We start from the raw sequence: 16769 nt of genomic DNA, 5'->3' as shown, positions 1-16769 counted from the left end.
ATCATCCGCCACTCGCCAGCCCCTATGCGCTACCCCTTATCCCTTACCGCCATGCCCTGGCTGCGCGGCCTTCTGGCAGCGCTTCTGCTGGCCGCGGCGCCGTGGGCCACGGCGCTGACGCAGGCCGACCTGAAGCCGCTGGCCGAAGACGATTTCGATGCCAAGACCGCGGCCCTGAGCGCGCTGGCCAAGGCCCCGCCCGAGCAGGCCGGCCCGATCCTGAAGGCCCTGCAGGACGATGCGCTGCAATACGCGCCGTCGGTCGGCATGGTGCGCCAGGAGGGCGACAAGACGGTCGATGCCGTCACCGGCAAGCCCGTTGCGGTGAAGGCCGACGAGCTCGCATCCCTGACCCTGAACAACAGCCTGCGCGCGCTGGTCGACAGTGCCGCCAGCAGCCTGCTGCTGCAGTCGCCCGATATTGCGGTGCGCGCGCAGGCGATCGCCACGCTGCGCGACCAGCCCGAGAGCGCCTCGCGCGCGGCGGTCGAAGGTGCCCGCAAGAACGAGGCCGATGCCGGCCTGCGCACCAGCCTGAACGTGATCTGGGCCAACCTGGTGCTGGCCGAGCCGGCCGCCGCCGGCGACCGTGCCGCGCATGATGCCCGTCTTGAAGCGATCCGCATCCTCGGCAGCGACAGCAACCCGCAGAGCCGCCAGAAGCTGGCGCCGCTGATGGAGCGCGACAGCGCCGGCCACTACCGCGAGCCCGACGCCGACGTGCGCCTGGCCGCGCAGCAGGCGCTGGATACGCTGCGCGGCGACCAGCGCCGCGCCGAGCTGGTCGGCAACCTGTTCGCCGGCCTGAGCCTGGGCAGCGTGCTGCTGCTGGCCGCGCTCGGGCTGGCCATCACCTATGGCCTGATCGGCGTCATCAACATGGCGCACGGTGAATTCCTGATGATCGGCGCCTATGCCACCTATGTGGTGCAGTCGCTGTTCCGCGCCTATGCACCGGGTGCGTTCGACTGGTACCTGCCGGCGGCGCTGCCGGCGTCGTTCCTGGCGGCCGCGGTGGTCGGCTTCGTGCTGGAGCGGCTGGTGCTGCGCCACCTGTATGGCCGTCCGCTGGAAACGCTGCTGGCGACCTTCGGCGTGAGCCTGTTGCTGATGCAGGCGGTGCGCACGCTGTTCGGCGCGCAGAACGTCGAAGTGGCCAACCCGGCGTGGATGAGCGGCGGCATCGAATGGATGCCGGGCCTGGTGATCCCGTACAACCGCATCGTCATCATCCTGTTCGCGCTGGCGGTGGTGGCGGTGGCGTGGGCGGTACTGAACCGCACCCGGCTGGGGCTGTTCGTGCGCGCCACCACGCAGAACCGCACCATGGCGGCCTGCGTCGGCGTGCGCACCTGGAAGGTCGACAGCTACGCCTTTGCCTTTGGCGCCGGCATTGCCGGGCTGGGCGGCTGCGCGCTGTCGCAGATCGGCAATGTCGGCCCGGACCTGGGCCAGGCCTACATCATCGATTCCTTCATGGTGGTGGTGCTGGGCGGTGTCGGGCAGCTGGCGGGCACCATCGTCGGCGCCTTCGGGCTGGGCATCATCAATAAGTTCATCGAGCCGTTCTATGGCGCGGTGCTGGCCAAGATCTTCGTCCTGGTGCTGATCGTGCTGTTTATCCAGAAGCGGCCGCAGGGACTGTTCGCGCTCAAGGGGCGCAGCGCGGAGGCATGATGCAGCAATTTCAATCGAATTCTCCGGGAACGCCGTTCCGGCTTGCGGTGCCGGAACGCCAGGCGCTGTTTTCGCGGCGCGGCTGGCTGGCGCTGGTGGCGCTGGCGGTGATCGTCGCCATCGGCGTGCCGGTGTGCGCGCTGGTGCTGCCCGAGGGCCATCCGCTGCACCTGTCGGCCTATGCGCTGACGCTGGTCGGCAAGATCATGTGCTTTGCGCTGGCGGCGATCGCGCTGGACCTGGTGTGGGGCTACTGCGGCATCCTGAGCCTGGGCCACGGGCTGTTCTTCGCGCTGGGCGGCTATGCCATGGGCATGTACCTGATGCGGGCGATCGGACGCGAAGGCGTCTACAAGAGCGACCTGCCGGACTTCATGGTGTTCCTGGACTGGAAGGAGCTGCCGTGGTTCTGGCATGGCACCGAGCACCTCGGCTATGCGCTGCTGCTGGTGGTGCTGGTGCCGGGCGTGCTGGCGTGGCTGTTCGGCTTCTTTGCCTTCCGCTCGCGCATCAAGGGCGTGTACCTGTCGATCATCACGCAGGCGATGACGTATGCGGCGATGCTGCTGTTCTTCCGCAACGAGACCGGCTTCGGCGGCAACAACGGCTTCACCGATTTCAAGCGCATCGCGGGCTTTGCCATCGCCGCGCCGCAGACGCGCGCGGCGCTGTTCGTGCTGACCTTCCTGGCGCTGCTGGCGGGCTTCATCGCCTGCCGCTACATCGTGACCTCCAAGCTCGGCCGGGTGGTTACCGCGGTGCGCGATGCCGAGATGCGCGTGATGTTCTCCGGCTACAACCCGCTGGGCTACAAGCTGTTCGTGTGGACCTTCTCGGCGGTGCTGTGCGGGATTGCGGGAGCGCTGTACGTGCCGCAGGTGGGCATTATCAACCCCGGAGAGATGTCGCCCGGCAACTCGATCGAGATGGCGGTGTGGGTTGCGGTGGGTGGGCGCGGCACGCTGATCGGGCCGGTCATTGGCGCGTTCCTGGTCAATGGCGCCAAGACTCTGTTCACTGCGCATTTCGCCGAGTACTGGCTGTTCCTGCTGGGCGCGATGTTCGTGCTGGTGACGCTCTACCTGCCCGATGGCGTCACCGGCCTCTGGCAGCGTCTGCGTGAACGGCGCGCACCCGCCGCGCCGCAACCAGCAGAGCCCGTTTCCGCGCCTGCCGTGGCGGGCCGCACCGGAGGCAAAGCATGAATGCCGCACTCCAGCACGGCCAGGCCGAAAGCGGTGACGCCACCGGTCTGGGCCGCATCGTCGAGCCCGGCACCATCGATGTCTCGCACGGGCCGATCCTGTACCTGGAAGACCTGACCGTGCAGTTCGACGGCTTCCGCGCGCTCAACAAGCTGACCTTGTCGATCGACCATGGCGAGCTGCGCTGCGTGATCGGCCCCAACGGCGCCGGCAAGACCACCATGATGGATGTCATCACCGGCAAGACCGGGCCGCGCAACGCCAATGTCAGCGGGCGCGTGTTCCTGGGCCAGACCATCGACCTGATGCGGATGACCGAGCCGCGCATCGCGCAGGTGGGCATCGGCCGCAAGTTCCAGAAGCCGACCGTGTTCGAGCAGCACGCGGTGTGGGAGAACCTGGAGCTGGCGATGAAGGCCGACAAGCGCTGGTGGTCGTCGCTGCGTGCGCGGCTGACCGGCGATGGCCATCGCCGCATCGAGGAAACGCTGGCGCTGACCGGGCTGGAGGCCGAGGCCTACCGGCCCGCCGGGCTGCTGTCGCACGGGCAGAAGCAGCGGCTGGAGATCGGCATGCTGCTGATGCAGCAGCCGCAGCTGCTGTTGCTGGACGAGCCGGTCGCCGGCATGACCGACGAAGAGACCATGCAGCTGGCGGCGCTGCTCAACGGCCTGCGCGGGAGCTGCTCGATGATGGTGGTCGAGCACGACATGGAGTTCGTCGCCGCCCTAGCCGGAGACGCCGGCCAGGTCACGGTGCTGGCGGAGGGCAGCGTGCTGGCCGAAGGCACGCTCGACAGCGTCAAGCGCGACGAGCGCGTGATCGAATCCTACCTGGGAAGATAAGCATGCTGCAGGTCAATGCACTGAACCAGTTCTACGGCGGCAGCCATATCCTGCGCGATGTCAGCTTCGAGGTGCCCGCCGGCAAGCTGACCACGCTGCTGGGCCGCAACGGCGTGGGCAAGAGCACGCTGCTCAAGTGCCTGATGGGCGTGGTGCCCACGCGCAGCGGCAGCATCCAGTGGGCCGGGCAGGCGCTGGAGAAGAAGGCGCCGTATGAGCGCGTGTCCGCCGGCCTGGCCTATGTGCCGCAGGGCCGGGAGATCTTCCCGCGCCTGACGGTCGAAGAAAACCTGCTGATCGGCGCGGCCAGCCGGGCGCGGCCGTCCGGCGTGCCGGACCGGATCTACCAGCTGTTCCCGGTGCTGCGCACCATGCGCCTGCGCCGCGGCGGCGACCTGTCCGGCGGCCAGCAGCAGCAACTGGCGATCGGCCGTGCGCTGATGAGCGAACCGGGCCTGCTGATCCTGGACGAGCCCACCGAGGGCATCCAGCCTTCCATCATCCAGGACATCGGCCGGGCGCTGCGGCTGCTGGTCGACGAGTTTGGCATGACGGTGCTGCTGGTCGAGCAGTACTACGAGTTCGCGCGGCATATTGCCGACCACTACGTGGTGATGAGCCGCGGCGAAGTGGTGGCACGGGGTGCCGGCGCCAGCATGGAGCAGGACGGCGTGCGGGAGCTGATCGCCGTGTAAGGCAGGCCAGCCGCGAGGCCGGAACTTGTCGGTAACACGCTGCTTCCGCCCAGGCGGGCGGCGCGCTATGATTGCCTGCAACGACCGCCATCGCGCGCCCCCCTCCGCCGGCTTTCCCTGCCATGCGCCATCCCGATTTCCCTTCTGCCCTTGCCGTGCCCGCCGCATGGCAGGCCACCCTGCGGCTGCGCTTTGCGCAGCGCGGCGAACGCACCGCGCTGACCGAGCGGCGCCACCAGGGGCCGTTGCTGGTGCAGAAGCCGCTGTATCCGGAAGGCGGCATCTGCCACGCGGTGATCCTGCATCCACCGGCTGGCGTGGCGGGCGGCGACAGCCTGGACATCGACGTGACCGTGGAGGCTGGCGCGCACGCCGTGCTGGCCACGCCGGGCGCCACCAAGTGGTACAAGTCGCTCGGCCGCGAGGCAGCCCAGCACGTGCGCCTGACGGTCGGCGCGGGCGCGCGGCTGGACTGGCTGCCGCAGGAGAACATCGTCTTCGACGATGCGCGCGCCCGCATCTCGACGGTGCTCGACGTGGCGCCGGGTGGCAGCGCGATCGGCTGGGATGCCGTGGTGCTGGGGCGCCAGGCGTCCGGAGAGCAGTGGGCCAGCGGTGCGCTGTGGCTGGATACGCGCATCGGCGCCAGCGAGCGCGCGCTGTGGATCGAGCAATCGCATCTTGAGGCGACGTCGCCGCTGCGCACCGCGGTGGGCGGGCTCGATGGGCTCAACGTGCACGGCACGCTGTGGGCAGTGGGCGAGGGCGCCACGCAGGAGCTGGCCGAATCGCTCGCCGAACGGCTGCCCTATACGCCCGAGCTGCGCGCCGGCGTGACCTGCCTGGCCGCCAACGGCCAGTCGATGCTGCTGCTGCGCGTGCTGGGCCGGCAGATGGAAGCCGTGCGCCACGTCATGGTCGACAGCTGGCAGGCGCTGCGCATGCCGGTGCACGGTGTCGCGGCGCGTCCGCTGCGCTTGTGGGCTACGTAGGTTGCGAACAGACAACGAATACAAGAACCAGGAACAGAACATGGAACTGACGCCGCGAGAGAAAGACAAGCTGCTGATCTTCACCGCCGCGCTGCTGGCCGAACGGCGCAAGGCACGCGGGCTCAAGCTCAATTACCCGGAAGCGGTGGCGCTGATCACCGCCGCCATCATGGAGGGCGCGCGCGACGGCCGCACCGTGGCCGAACTGATGCACGAAGGCACCACCGTGCTGGGCCGAGAGGACGTGATGGACGGCGTGGCCGAGATGATCCCCGAGATCCAGGTCGAGGCCACGTTCCCTGACGGTACCAAGCTGGTGACTGTCCACCATCCCATTGTCTGAACACGATCGATCCCGATTCTGCACCGATAACAAGATCAACCCGAGAGCCGACATGAACCGTACCGCTTGCCTGCGCCTTGCCCTGGGCACTTCCCTGACCGTTGCCGCCGGCGCGGCCTTGGCCCATCCCGGCCACGATGCCGCCACCGTCAGTGCCAGCCTGTGGGCCGGCCTGGCGCACCCGTTCACCGGCGCCGACCACTTGCTGGCGATGGCGGCGGTGGGCGTGTGGAGCGCGCTGATTGCCCGCTCGGCCGCCGATACGATGCGCCTGCCGCTGGCCTTCGTGGCGCTGATGCTGGTGGGCGCGGCGCTGGGGCTGTCCGGGGTGGCGCTGCCTGCGGTCGAGCCGATGATCGCCGCTTCCTTGCTGGTGATCGGACTGCTGCTGGCGCTGCGCGCGAAGCTGCCGGCGTGGGCCGGCACCCTGCTGGTCGGCGGCTTTGCCGTCTTCCACGGTTATGCCCACGGTGCGGAACTGCCCGCCACCGCGGGTGCGCTGCCGGCGGTGCTGGCCTATGTGGGCGGGTTTGCCGCCGCCACCATGGCGCTGCACCTGCTGGGCATCGGCGCCGGCACGCTGCTGCGCCGCCACGCCGGCTGGCTGGCACGCGTGGCGGGTGCGGGCGTGGCGCTGTATGGCGCCGGACTGCTGGTAGCCTGAGGAGGACCGCCATGATCCCCGGGGAACTGATGCCCGCCGATGGCGAGATCGAACTGAATGCCGGCCGCGCCACGGTCAGCGTGACGGTGGCCAATACCGGCGACCGGCCGATCCAGGTCGGCTCGCACTTCCATTTCTACGAGACCAATACCGCGCTTGCCTTCGACCGCGAGGCCGCGCGCGGCTTCCGGCTCAACATTGCCGCCGGCACCGCGGTGCGCTTCGAGCCAGGCCAGACGCGCACGGTGGAACTGGTGGCGCTGGACGGGGACCGCATCGTCTACGGCTTCAACGGCAAGATCATGGGAGCGCTGTGATGGCAAAGATCTCCAGGCAGGCTTATGCCGAGATGTTCGGCCCGACCACCGGCGACCGCCTGCGGCTGGCCGATACCGGGCTCATCATCGAAGTCGAGAAGGACTTCACCATCTATGGCGAGGAAGTGAAGTTCGGCGGCGGCAAGGTGATCCGCGACGGCATGGGGCAGAGCCAGCGCATGGCGAAGGACTGCGTCGACACCGTCATCACCAATGCGCTGATCGTTGATCACTGGGGCATCGTCAAGGCCGATATCGGCCTGAAAGGCGGGCGCATCGCGGCGATCGGCAAGGCCGGCAACCCGGATATCCAGCCGGGCGTGACCATCGTGGTCGGGCCGGGCACCGAGGTGATCGCGGGCGAGGGCATGATCGTCACCGCCGGCGGCATCGACAGCCATATCCACTTTATCTGCCCGCAGCAGATCGAAGAAGCGCTGATGAGCGGCGTCACCACCATGATCGGCGGCGGCACCGGGCCGGCCACCGGCACCTTTGCCACCACCGTGACGCCGGGCCCGTGGTACATGGAGCGCATGCTGCAGGCGGCCGATGCCTACCCGATGAATATCGGCCTGCTGGGCAAGGGCAACGCCAGCCGGCAGGGGCCGATCCTCGAGCAGGTGGAAGCCGGCGCCATCGGCCTGAAGCTGCACGAGGACTGGGGCACGACGCCGGCGGCGATCGATACCTGCCTGTCGGTGGCGGACGCGACCGACACCCAGGTGGCGATCCACACCGACACGCTCAACGAGGCCGGCTTTGTCGAGGCGACCATCGCCGCCTTCAAGGGCCGCACCATCCATACCTATCACACCGAAGGCGCGGGCGGCGGCCATGCGCCCGACATCATCAAGGTGTGCGGCGAGGCCAACGTGCTGCCGTCGTCGACCAACCCGACGCGCCCGTACACGGTCAACACGCTGGACGAGCACCTCGACATGCTGATGGTGTGCCACCACCTCGACCCGTCGATCGCCGAGGACATCGCCTTCGCCGAAAGCCGCATCCGCCGCGAGACCATCGCCGCCGAGGACATCCTGCACGACCTGGGCGCGTTCTCGATGATCTCCAGCGACTCGCAGGCGATGGGGCGCGTGGGCGAGGTCATCATCCGCACCTGGCAGACCGCGCACAAGATGGCGGCGCAGCGCGGCAAGCTGCCGGGCGATCCCAATGATGCGCGCGGCGGACATGACAATTTCCGCGTCAAGCGCTATGTCGCCAAGTACACCATCAACCCGGCGCTGACGCACGGCATCGCCCATGAAGTGGGCTCGGTCGAAGTGGGCAAGTGGGCCGACCTGGTGCTGTGGCGCCCGGCGTTCTTCGGCGTCAAGCCCAGCCTGATCCTGAAGGGCGGGATGATCGCCGCGGCGGCGATGGGCGACCCCAATGCGTCGATCCCGACACCGCAGCCGGTGCACTACCGGCCGATGTTCGCGTCCGCCGGCGGAGCGCTGCACCGCTCGTCGCTGACCTTTGTGTCGCAGGCAGCGCTGGCCGCAGGCATTGGCGAGCGCTACGGGCTGGCCAAGACGCTGTCGGCGGTGCGCGGCACGCGCACGGTGAGCAAGCGCGACATGGTGCACAATGACTGGCAACCGCATGTCACGGTCGACCCGGAGACCTACCAGGTCGTTGCCGACGGCCAGTTGCTGACCTGCGAGCCCGCCACCGAGCTGCCCATGGCGCAGCGCTATTTCCTGTTCTGACTGGCCGGGGCCAGCGCCCCGGATCGCCCATGCTGAAGATCGACAAACTCCTGAGCGCCCCGCACGGCATCGCACCCGTGCTGGTGCTCCGCGCGCCCAAGCTGGTCCTGCCCTTCGCCGAGCGCAGCAAGAGCCGCCTGCGCGCGGTGCTCGACAACGGCGACGAGGCCGCGCTGTTCCTGCCGCGCGGCACCGTGCTGCGCGGCGGCGACCTGCTGGTGGCCGAAGACGGCAGCTTCGTGGAGGTCCAGGCTGCCGCTGAAGCGGTGCTGGAAGTGCGCGCGCAAGATCCGCATGCGCTGATGCGCGCGGCGTATCACCTCGGCAACCGCCATACGCCGGTGGAGATCGGACGCGACTACCTGCGGCTGGAATACGACGCGGTGCTGGCCGACATGCTGCAACGGCTGGGCGTGCGCGCCGAGCGGGCCGAGCTGCCGTTCGAACCGGAGGCGGGGGCCTATGGGGGCGGGCACAAGCATGGGCACGATGCGACGTTTGCGGAGGACTATGCGGCGGCGCAGGCGGTGTTTCATGAGCATCATGGACACGACCACGGGCATTCGCATGACCATGCCCACGATCACGGCCACGCGCATGCGCACCCCCACGATCACGGTGATCCGCAACATGTCCACGACGAGCACTGTGGGCACAAGCATTGATGGCGTGGCATGACCGGTCTTGCCCAACTTGTCTCGCTGCTGCACCTTGCATCGCCATCCCTGCCGATTGGCGGCTTCAGCTATTCGCAAGGCCTTGAGGCTGCAATCGAATGCGGCAGCGTGCACGATGCCCTGACCGCCGAGCGCTGGATCCGCGACAACCTGCTGCAGGTGCAGGCGCAATGCGAGGCGCCACTGTGGCTGCTGCTGCATCGCTGCTGGCAAACCGGCGACGCCGCGCAGGTGCGGGCATGGAACGACTGGTTCCACGCCACGCGCGAGACTTCCGAGTTGCGGCTGGAGACCGGGCAGATGGGCTGGTCGCTGGCGAAGCTGATTGCGCAGATGGAGTGGGGCACTCCGGCGCTGCGCGATACGCTGGCGATGCTGTCGCCAGTATGTCTGCCGACGGCCTTCACTGCTGCCTGCGTCGCGCTGGATGTCGAAGCGCGCGACGGCCTCGCCGCCTACTGTTTCAACTGGGCCGAGAACCAGGTCGCCGCCGCGATCAAGGCGGTGCCCCTGGGCCAGGTGGCGGGGCAGCACATGCTGCGGCGCCTGCATGGCGCGGTGCTCGACGCGGTCGGCGAAGCCACGCGCCGCGCCGACGCCACGCCGCCGCAACTCTCGACCTTTTCCCCGATGCTGGGCCTGCTTTGCGCGCGCCACGAAACGCAGTATTCCCGGCTGTTCCGATCCTGAACCGACTCCGCACCATGACCCAGGCCCGTACCAAGAAGAACCCTCCGCTGCGCGTCGGCGTCGGCGGCCCGGTTGGCTCCGGCAAGACCACGCTGCTGGAAATGCTGTGCAAGGCGATGCGCGACCGCTATGACCTGGTCGCCATCACCAACGACATCTACACCAAGGAAGACCAGCGCCTGCTGACGATCTCCGGCGCGCTGCCGGCGGAGCGCATCATGGGTGTGGAAACCGGCGGCTGTCCGCACACCGCGATCCGCGAGGATGCCTCGATCAACCTGGAAGCCGTCGACCGCATGCTGGCGCGCTTTCCGGATGCCGATGTGGTCTTCATCGAGTCCGGCGGCGACAACCTCGCGGCGACCTTCAGCCCAGAACTTTCTGATTTGACGATCTACGTCATCGACGTGGCCGGCGGTGAGAAGATTCCGAGAAAGGGCGGGCCGGGCATCACCAAGTCCGACTTGCTGGTGATCAACAAGACGGACCTGGCGCCCTATGTCGGCGCATCGCTGGAGGTGATGGAAAGCGATGCGCGCAAGATGCGCGGCGCCCGGCCGTTCGTGATGGGCAGCGTCAAATCCGGGCAGGGCCTGGACGAGGTGATCCGCTTTATCGAACAGCAGGGCATGCTGGGGGTCTAGCGTCCTAGCCTTCGTTGCCCGCATCCGCATCGGACGCGGCTTTGGCGCCGGAGCTGGCGTGGGTCAGCGCAGGGCGGAAGCTGCCTTTGCCCGCCAGCGCCCGTGCCACCGCGGCCACCAGGTTCAGCTCGGGCTCGGTCAGCTCCGCCATATGGTGCACGGTGGCCTCGATGGCGGCCCGTTGGCGGTTGCCGAAGGGCGCGCGGGACTGTTCCACCTGCAGCTGGCTGGCATCGTGGCGGCTGAAGTCGAGCATCTCCGAGGTCGGCACGGCGAGCGTCTCGGCGAGCCTGCAGATGTTGGCCAGCGCAAGGTTGCGCTTGCCGCTTTCGATGCCGCTCAGGTATGAGCGCGACAGTCCGCTTTCGAGTGAAAGGGTCTCCTGGGACCAGCCTCGTTGCTTGCGTAGCCAGGCAAGATGCAATCCGAATAGTCTGAGATTTCGAGTAGTCATGAGGTCGTGAATGGATCGGAGTGGTCTGAGGCTAAGGGTTTGACCTTGAGGCCACGACAACTTATCCTCTTCCTCACTATCGGTGTCCGATCCGCAAACTAAGGGGTGCGCCAGACAATATGGCGCGGCACGATGGCATCAACCGGACGGCCTGCATGGCCGTGCCAAACGGGCTATTGCGCAATGCTGTGCGTCACGCTGCCAGGCGTGCGCGGTGCTGCGCGGACACGCGCCTGGCGCGCTGTCGCCCTGCTGGGGGATTGCCATGCAGATCTTCACGCTGTTCGAGGCGCGGATGCGCGCCCTCCATGCCGACCGCCACGCGCCGTCGGACTTCATTCCCGGATTCCACACCCGCGTGCTTGCCGCCGCTGCCGGCCTCGGCAGTACCTGCGACTACGTCTTTCTCTGCGCCGGCGAAATCCAGCCCGAGTTTTCAGCGAATTGCCATGAGTGGTGGGGCTGCCTGCGCGGCGGCCTGCGGCTGTCGTCGCCCGGGCGCGGCTGCCTGCTGCTGGGCGGGGGCGAGCTGTTCGCGCCCGCCCCCGGCGTGCCGATGCAGGTGCAGGCGACGGTCGACACCATCCTGGTACGCGCGGTGCCGCAAGGCCTGGCCGAAGCGTCGCGGCCGGTGACGCTGCCCGCGGGTGGCTGGCATTGCGCGCTGGGCGGCATTGCCGCGATCGGCGCCGATGGCCCCGAGGGCATGGAGGGCCTGCATGTGTTGCCGGCCGAAGTGTTGCAGGCGGAGGGCGGGCAAGCGCAGCAGGGGATGCGTCCAGAATTCATCGGGCTCGACCCGTCGGACGATGACTGGGCGCAGCGGCTGCAGGCGCGCGGGCTGCGCTGGGCGTTGTGCTACCGCGGTGCCATCGGCCTGCACTGGCATGGCCCGCTGGCGCGGGCCGGGGGCGACATGGCCTTCCTGCAGCCCGGCACGCTCTTCGCGCCGGAGCGGCATGAGTCCTGCCGGCTCGACGTGCTGCTGCCGGGCACCGGCCTGCTGTGCTGCTTCGGGCCGGGCGATGAGCCGGACCAGGGGGTTGCCGCGCGCGGCGGCCGGCGCGCGGACGGGCATGCCGTCGCGCGCCATGCGCTGGCGCTGGCCTGAGGGCCGGCGCATCAGTGTCGCGTTGGCGCGTAAGCAGATAGCCGGGGCCAGCGCCCCGGTGGCTGCCGTGCGGCGTTCAGTGCCGCTTGTACTGGGTGGCGCCGAACAGCACCTCGCGTGCCTTGTCGTCCTGCAGCGCCTTGCGCACGCTGGCCAGCACTTCCACGCCGCGCTTGACCGCGGGGCGCTCGGCGATCTCGTTGAACCAGCGCTTCAGGTACGGGTAGTCGTCCAGCTCCACGCCCTGGTTCTGCCAGCTGCGCAGCCACGGGAAGGTGGCGATGTCGGCGATGGTGTATTGCTCGCCGGCCAGGTAGGCGTGCTTCGACAGCTGCGTGTCGATCACGCCGTACAGGCGCCTGGCTTCATTGGTGTAGCGGTTGATCGCGTACTCGATCTTCTCGGGCGCGTAGATGCGGAAGTGGTGCGCCTGGCCCAGCATCGGGCCAACGCCGCCCATCTGGAACATCAGCCATTGCAGGGCTTCGTACTTGCCGCGCACGTCCTCGGGCAGGAACTTGCCGGTCTTGCCCGCCAGGTACAGCAGGATGGCGCCCGATTCGAACAGCGAGATCGGCTTGCCGTCCGGTCCGTCGGGGTCGACGATGGCGGGGATCTTGTTGTTGGGGCTGATCTTCAGGAAATCCTCGCCGAACTGGTCGCCGGCGCCGATGTTGATCGGGTGGACCTTGTACTCCAGTCCGCACTCTTCCAGCATGATGTGGACTTTGTGGCCATTGGGCGTGGCCCAGGTGTAGGCGTCGATCATCGCAAAGGATCTCCTGGCTGCGATCATGGTGGTGGCTACGTCAGTCACTGACGTGGCGAACCGGGCGATTTAAGCACAGAAGAAAAAAACGCGCAGACAGGCTGCGCGTTCTCCATGCTGCCGTCAGGGACGAAGCCCCGGCGGCATTGCCAGGCGGTCAGAAACCGCGCGCCACCGGCATCCTGATGTCGTCCGGATGGATATTCATGTGCTTGGCCAGCTCCAGCTTGGCGATGGCGTTGCGGTGCACTTCGTCCGGGCCGTCGGCCAGGCGCAGCGTGCGCTGGTGCGCCCACCAGTTGGCCAGCGGGAAGTCGCTGGAAACGCCGGCCGCGCCGTGGACCTGGATGGCCCAGTCGATCACCTTCAGCGCCACGTTCGGGGCGATCACCTTGATCATGGCGATCTCGGCCTTGGCCACCTTGTTGCCAACGGTGTCCATCATGTACGCGGCCTTGAGCGTCAGCAGGCGCGCCATCTCGATCTCGCAGCGGGCCTCGGCGATGCGCTCCTGCGTCACGCCCTGGCTGGACACCGGCTTGCCGAAGGCCACGCGCGACAGCGCGCGCTTGCACATCAGTTCCAGCGCGCGCTCGGCCACGCCGATGCTGCGCATGCAGTGGTGGATGCGGCCCGGGCCGAGGCGGCCCTGCGCGATCTCGAAGCCGCGGCCTTCGCCCAGCAGGATGTTCGCGGCCGGCACGCGCACGTTCTTCAGCTCGATCTCCATGTGGCCGTGCGGCGCGTCGTCGTAGCCGAATACCGGCAGGAAGCGTTTGATGGTGATGCCCGGGGTATCGGCCGGCACCACGATCATCGACTGCTGCTCATGGCGGCCGGCATCGGGATTGGTCTTGCCCATCACGATGTAGACCTTGCAGCGCGGATCGCCGGCGCCCGACGACCACCACTTGGTGCCGTTGATCACGTAATGGTCGCCGTCGCGCTCGATGCGGCATTCGATGTTGGTCGCATCCGACGAGGCCACGGCCGGCTCGGTCATCAGGAAGGCCGAGCGGATCTCGCCGGCCAGCAGCGGCTCGAGCCACTTGTCCTTCAGTTCCTCGGAGGCGTAGCGCTCCAGCGTCTCCATGTTGCCGGTGTCGGGGGCCGCGCAGTTGAAGACCTCGGCCGACCAGGGCACCCGGCCCATGATCTCGCACAGCGTGGCGTATTCCAGGTTCGACAGGCCCTGCGGGGCGCGCGGCGAGCGCGGCAGGAACAGGTTCCACAGGCCGGCCGCGCGTGCCAGGGGCTTGAGTTCCTCGATCACCTTGGTCGGCACCCAGGCGTTGCCGGCGCGGCGGTTGGCGTCGATCTCTTCGGCGAAGCGCTTTTCGTTCGGATAGATATGCTGGTCGAAGAAGGCCAGCAGCTTGGCCTGCATTTCCTTGACCTTCGGGCTGTACTCGAAATCCATGTGGTCTCCTCGCTACGGAATCAGTGGACGCCAGGTGGGCGGCGGCGCCTCGTTGGCCGGGGCAGGCCTCGGCATCAGTGCGGCATGGGCCGATGGAATGCACTCTATCTGAAAGCTGGTAATTATAAAAATGAATTTTCTGGATTTGCCAGTATCAATTTGCTGCATTCCGTGCCAGAATCACCAGCATGCAGCTCGCCCGCATCGACCTCAATCTCTTCGTGGTGTTCGACGCCATCTACAGTGAAGGCAGCATCACCGCAGCCGCGCGTCAGCTCAACCTGACGCAGCCCGCGGTCAGCCATGCGCTGGGCCGGCTGCGCACGCTGTTCGACGATCCGCTGTTCGAGCGGCGCGGGCAGGGCATGGCGCCCACGCCGCTGGCGCGTTCGCTGGCTGCCGAGGTGCGCGGTGCGCTGCAGTCGTTCGCGCGCACGCTGCAGGATACGCCGCACTTCGATCCCACCAACACCGTGCGCCGCTTCACCATCGGCATGCGCGACGCGCTGGAATCCACGCTGCTGCCGCCGCTGATGAGCCGCGTCACGGCGATGGCGCCGCACGTGGAGATCGCCGCGATCCGCTTCGACCGGCGCGAGATGGAATCCGAACTGCTGGCCGGGACCCTGGACGCCGCGCTCGACATCCTGCTGCCGGTCTCGCCGGCGATCCACCATGCGCCGTTCATGGCCGATCCGATGGTGGTGCTGGCGCGGCGCGACCATCCGCTGGTGAAAAAAGAGCTGACGCTGGAGCGCTACCTCGCGGCAGAACATGTGCACGTGTCGTCGCGCCGGCGCGGGGCCGGACTGGAAGACCAGGCCCTGCACCGCATGGGCCTGACGCGGCGCGTGCGGCTGCGCTGCCAGCATTACGCCGCCGCATGCCGCGTGGTCAGCTGCACCGACCTGCTCGCGACGCTGCCGCTGCGCTACGCGCGCATCGCCAATGAGTCGTATGCCAACCGCGTGCTGTCGCTGCCGTTCAAGGTGCCGTCGCTGGAACTGCACCTGTACTGGCACGCCGGCGGCGAGAACGACGGCGCCAACCGCTGGCTGCGCGAGCAGCTGATGGCGGTGATGGCCTCGCTCGGCACCGGCATGCCGGACGTGGCCACGGCCAGCTAGTGTGCGGCGCGCGCGGATCACACGTAAGCAATTGTTCGCGGGCTAGACCCCCGGGGGTCGGCGCCCATACCATCGTCCGGTTATTCTGCCCCCGGCGCCCCCGCCGCGAGCCCGTCCTGCACGGCGCACGCGCGGGCTGTCGCGCCGGTTGTCCGCCACGGTGGATCCTTCGGGCAGCTGCCTCTCGCCGAACGCCACCACGACGACTCAGACCGATGCCCGGGAAACGCTTGCCTGCCGATTGCCAACCGAAGCTGCCGCGCCGCGCGCAGCGCACCACGCTTGCCCTGACCACGCTCTGTACTGCCGCCGTGCTGGCACTTGCCGCCTGTGGCGGTGGCGGCGACAGTACTTCCGCCAGCGCCGCGCCGAGCGGCTCCGGGCAGACCGGCTCGACGTCCCAGACATCCACCGCGGGCTCCACGACCACCACCACGGCCGGCGCCTGCTATACCGTCAGCGGTCCGGCGCCCGCGGCTGCGGCGGGCAGCGGCATCTCGCTGCTGCCGGCGCGCGGTAGCGCCGTCAGCAACTACCGGGTGCTGGGTGAGCCGCGTACCGCGGGCCTGTGCTACGCCAACTATCGCCGCGAGCAGGTGGGCCTGCCGCCGCTGGTATCGCGCGACCCGCTCAATACCACCGCGCAGAGTCACACGAGCTATATGCTGGCCAATGCCACGCTGACCCACGACGAAATCAGCGGCAATCCGGGTTTCACCGGCGCCACCGCCAATGGCCGCGTCCAGGCCGTCTATCCGACCGATGCCACCGCGGAAGTCGTGGCGGGCGCCAACCGCTGGACCTCGGTCGCCAATGCGCAGCTGTCGATGCAGCCCAAGGACGCGCTGGTGTCGAACCTGATCGATGCGCCGTTCCACCGCGCCGCGCTGCTGGGCAGCTACGGCTCGGCCGGCAGCGGCTATGCCGAATGGGTGGGTGCCAACGGCAGCGGCACCTCGGCCAACTACTACCAGACCATCGACCTGGCCGACCGGTCCAAGCCCGGCAGCGATAACCAGATGGTGGCCTATCCGTTCGACGGCCAGAGCGATGTGCCGGTCAGCTGGGTCAATACGGAAAGCCCCAACCCGGCACCGGGCTACCAGAACAGCACCATGGGCTACCCGGTTCTGCTGCAGGCGATCAATACCTCGCTGCAGTTCGACGCCGACAACTTTGTCATCACCGATGCGCAAGGCAACAACGTCAACTGCATCAAGGTCGACAGCCGTTCGTCGGGCCTGAGCAGCGACGCGAGCGGCCTGGCCATCTGCACGCCGGTGGCGCCGTTGGCCAGCCAGCAGCGCTATTCCGTGCGGGTCACCGGCCGACTTGGGTCGCAGCCGGTGGACCTTAGTTGGTCCTTCACCACGCGCTGACCATCCCCATCTGACTTCAGCATTTCCCGGATGCCCGGATCGCCA

Annotated in this window: 18 protein-coding genes; 15 read left to right on the top strand and 3 right to left on the bottom strand. The window is 68.1% G+C overall.

Features of this window, described 5'->3' with window-relative positions:
- Positions 1–24: 24 nt before the first annotated feature.
- From urtB to ureG, 12 genes are all read left to right on the top strand, one after another.
- On the top strand, positions 25–1677 hold the full coding sequence (gene urtB / locus ACZ5MJ_RS13055; RefSeq protein WP_464219820.1) for an urea ABC transporter permease subunit UrtB: 1653 nt from the start codon (positions 25–27) through the stop codon (positions 1675–1677).
- Complete coding sequence (gene urtC / locus ACZ5MJ_RS13050; protein WP_464223716.1) at positions 1677–2882, top strand: urea ABC transporter permease subunit UrtC; 1206 nt, start codon at positions 1677–1679, stop codon at positions 2880–2882. The genes urtB and urtC overlap by 1 nt, the downstream gene beginning before the upstream one ends.
- Complete coding sequence (gene urtD, locus ACZ5MJ_RS13045) at positions 2879–3727, top strand: urea ABC transporter ATP-binding protein UrtD (protein ID WP_464219818.1); 849 nt, start codon at positions 2879–2881, stop codon at positions 3725–3727. Before urtC ends, urtD begins: the two co-directional genes overlap by 4 nt.
- A gap of 2 nt (positions 3728–3729) precedes the next feature.
- Complete coding sequence (gene urtE / locus ACZ5MJ_RS13040) at positions 3730–4422, top strand: urea ABC transporter ATP-binding subunit UrtE (RefSeq protein ID WP_432259658.1); 693 nt, start codon at positions 3730–3732, stop codon at positions 4420–4422.
- A gap of 122 nt (positions 4423–4544) precedes the next feature.
- Positions 4545–5414 carry an urease accessory protein UreD gene (locus ACZ5MJ_RS13035; RefSeq protein ID WP_464219817.1) on the top strand — a complete coding sequence of 290 codons (870 nt, stop codon included), beginning with the start codon at positions 4545–4547 and terminating at the stop codon, positions 5412–5414.
- Positions 5415–5454: 40 nt separating this feature from the next.
- Positions 5455–5757 carry an urease subunit gamma gene (locus ACZ5MJ_RS13030; protein WP_010809101.1) on the top strand — a complete coding sequence of 101 codons (303 nt, stop codon included), beginning with the start codon at positions 5455–5457 and terminating at the stop codon, positions 5755–5757.
- A gap of 52 nt (positions 5758–5809) precedes the next feature.
- Positions 5810–6421 (top strand): HupE/UreJ family protein, encoded by a 612-nt coding sequence (locus ACZ5MJ_RS13025; protein WP_432259659.1) that lies wholly within the window; start codon positions 5810–5812, stop codon positions 6419–6421.
- Between the two features lie 11 nt (positions 6422–6432).
- Entirely contained in the window at positions 6433–6738 is a 306-nt protein-coding gene (locus ACZ5MJ_RS13020) for an urease subunit beta (protein ID WP_018313224.1), read from the top strand.
- Positions 6735–8453, top strand: coding sequence for an urease subunit alpha (gene ureC / locus ACZ5MJ_RS13015; RefSeq protein ID WP_464219813.1), 1719 nt, complete (start codon positions 6735–6737; stop codon positions 8451–8453). Before ACZ5MJ_RS13020 ends, ureC begins: the two co-directional genes overlap by 4 nt.
- Positions 8454–8482: 29 nt before the next feature.
- On the top strand, positions 8483–9118 hold the full coding sequence (gene ureE / locus ACZ5MJ_RS13010) for an urease accessory protein UreE (RefSeq protein WP_464219812.1): 636 nt from the start codon (positions 8483–8485) through the stop codon (positions 9116–9118).
- Positions 9119–9127: 9 nt separating this feature from the next.
- Positions 9128–9820, top strand: a complete 693-nt coding sequence (locus tag ACZ5MJ_RS13005) for an urease accessory protein UreF (protein ID WP_464219810.1) — start codon at positions 9128–9130, stop codon at positions 9818–9820.
- 14 nt (positions 9821–9834) lie between these two features.
- Complete coding sequence (gene ureG, locus ACZ5MJ_RS13000; protein ID WP_464219809.1) at positions 9835–10464, top strand: urease accessory protein UreG; 630 nt, start codon at positions 9835–9837, stop codon at positions 10462–10464.
- A gap of 4 nt (positions 10465–10468) precedes the next feature.
- Here the strand turns inward: ureG and ACZ5MJ_RS12995 are convergent, their stop codons facing one another.
- The gene (locus ACZ5MJ_RS12995; RefSeq protein WP_464219807.1) at positions 10469–10918 is read right to left on the bottom strand and encodes a helix-turn-helix domain-containing protein; all 450 of its coding nucleotides are present in this window, start codon (positions 10916–10918) and stop codon (positions 10469–10471) included.
- Between the two features lie 214 nt (positions 10919–11132).
- Here ACZ5MJ_RS12995 and ACZ5MJ_RS12990 point away from each other — a divergent pair, with 214 nt between their 5' ends.
- Positions 11133–12029: a hypothetical protein gene (locus tag ACZ5MJ_RS12990; protein ID WP_464219806.1), complete on the top strand. Its 897-nt coding sequence runs from the start codon at positions 11133–11135 to the stop codon at positions 12027–12029.
- A gap of 76 nt (positions 12030–12105) precedes the next feature.
- On the opposite strand, the gene ACZ5MJ_RS12985 is transcribed toward ACZ5MJ_RS12990, so the two are convergent.
- Positions 12106–12798: a glutathione binding-like protein gene (locus ACZ5MJ_RS12985; RefSeq protein WP_464219805.1), complete on the bottom strand. Its 693-nt coding sequence runs from the start codon at positions 12796–12798 to the stop codon at positions 12106–12108.
- A 157-nt stretch (positions 12799–12955) separates the two neighbouring features.
- Entirely contained in the window at positions 12956–14218 is a 1263-nt protein-coding gene (locus tag ACZ5MJ_RS12980) for an acyl-CoA dehydrogenase family protein (RefSeq protein ID WP_464219803.1), read from the bottom strand.
- Positions 14219–14406: 188 nt separating this feature from the next.
- Between ACZ5MJ_RS12980 and ACZ5MJ_RS12975 the strand changes: the two genes are divergently transcribed.
- Together ACZ5MJ_RS12975 and ACZ5MJ_RS12970 are read left to right on the top strand one after the other, a co-directional pair.
- Positions 14407–15345 (top strand): LysR family transcriptional regulator, encoded by a 939-nt coding sequence (locus ACZ5MJ_RS12975; protein ID WP_464219802.1) that lies wholly within the window; start codon positions 14407–14409, stop codon positions 15343–15345.
- Positions 15346–15560: 215 nt separating this feature from the next.
- Entirely contained in the window at positions 15561–16724 is a 1164-nt protein-coding gene (locus tag ACZ5MJ_RS12970; protein WP_464219801.1) for a CAP domain-containing protein, read from the top strand.
- The last annotated feature ends 45 nt before the right edge of the window (positions 16725–16769 follow it).

The organism is Cupriavidus sp. LA-1, from assembly GCF_055385985.1.
The sequence above is the reverse complement of the archived record's forward strand: the minus strand, read 5'-3'. Positions and strand labels throughout refer to the sequence as shown.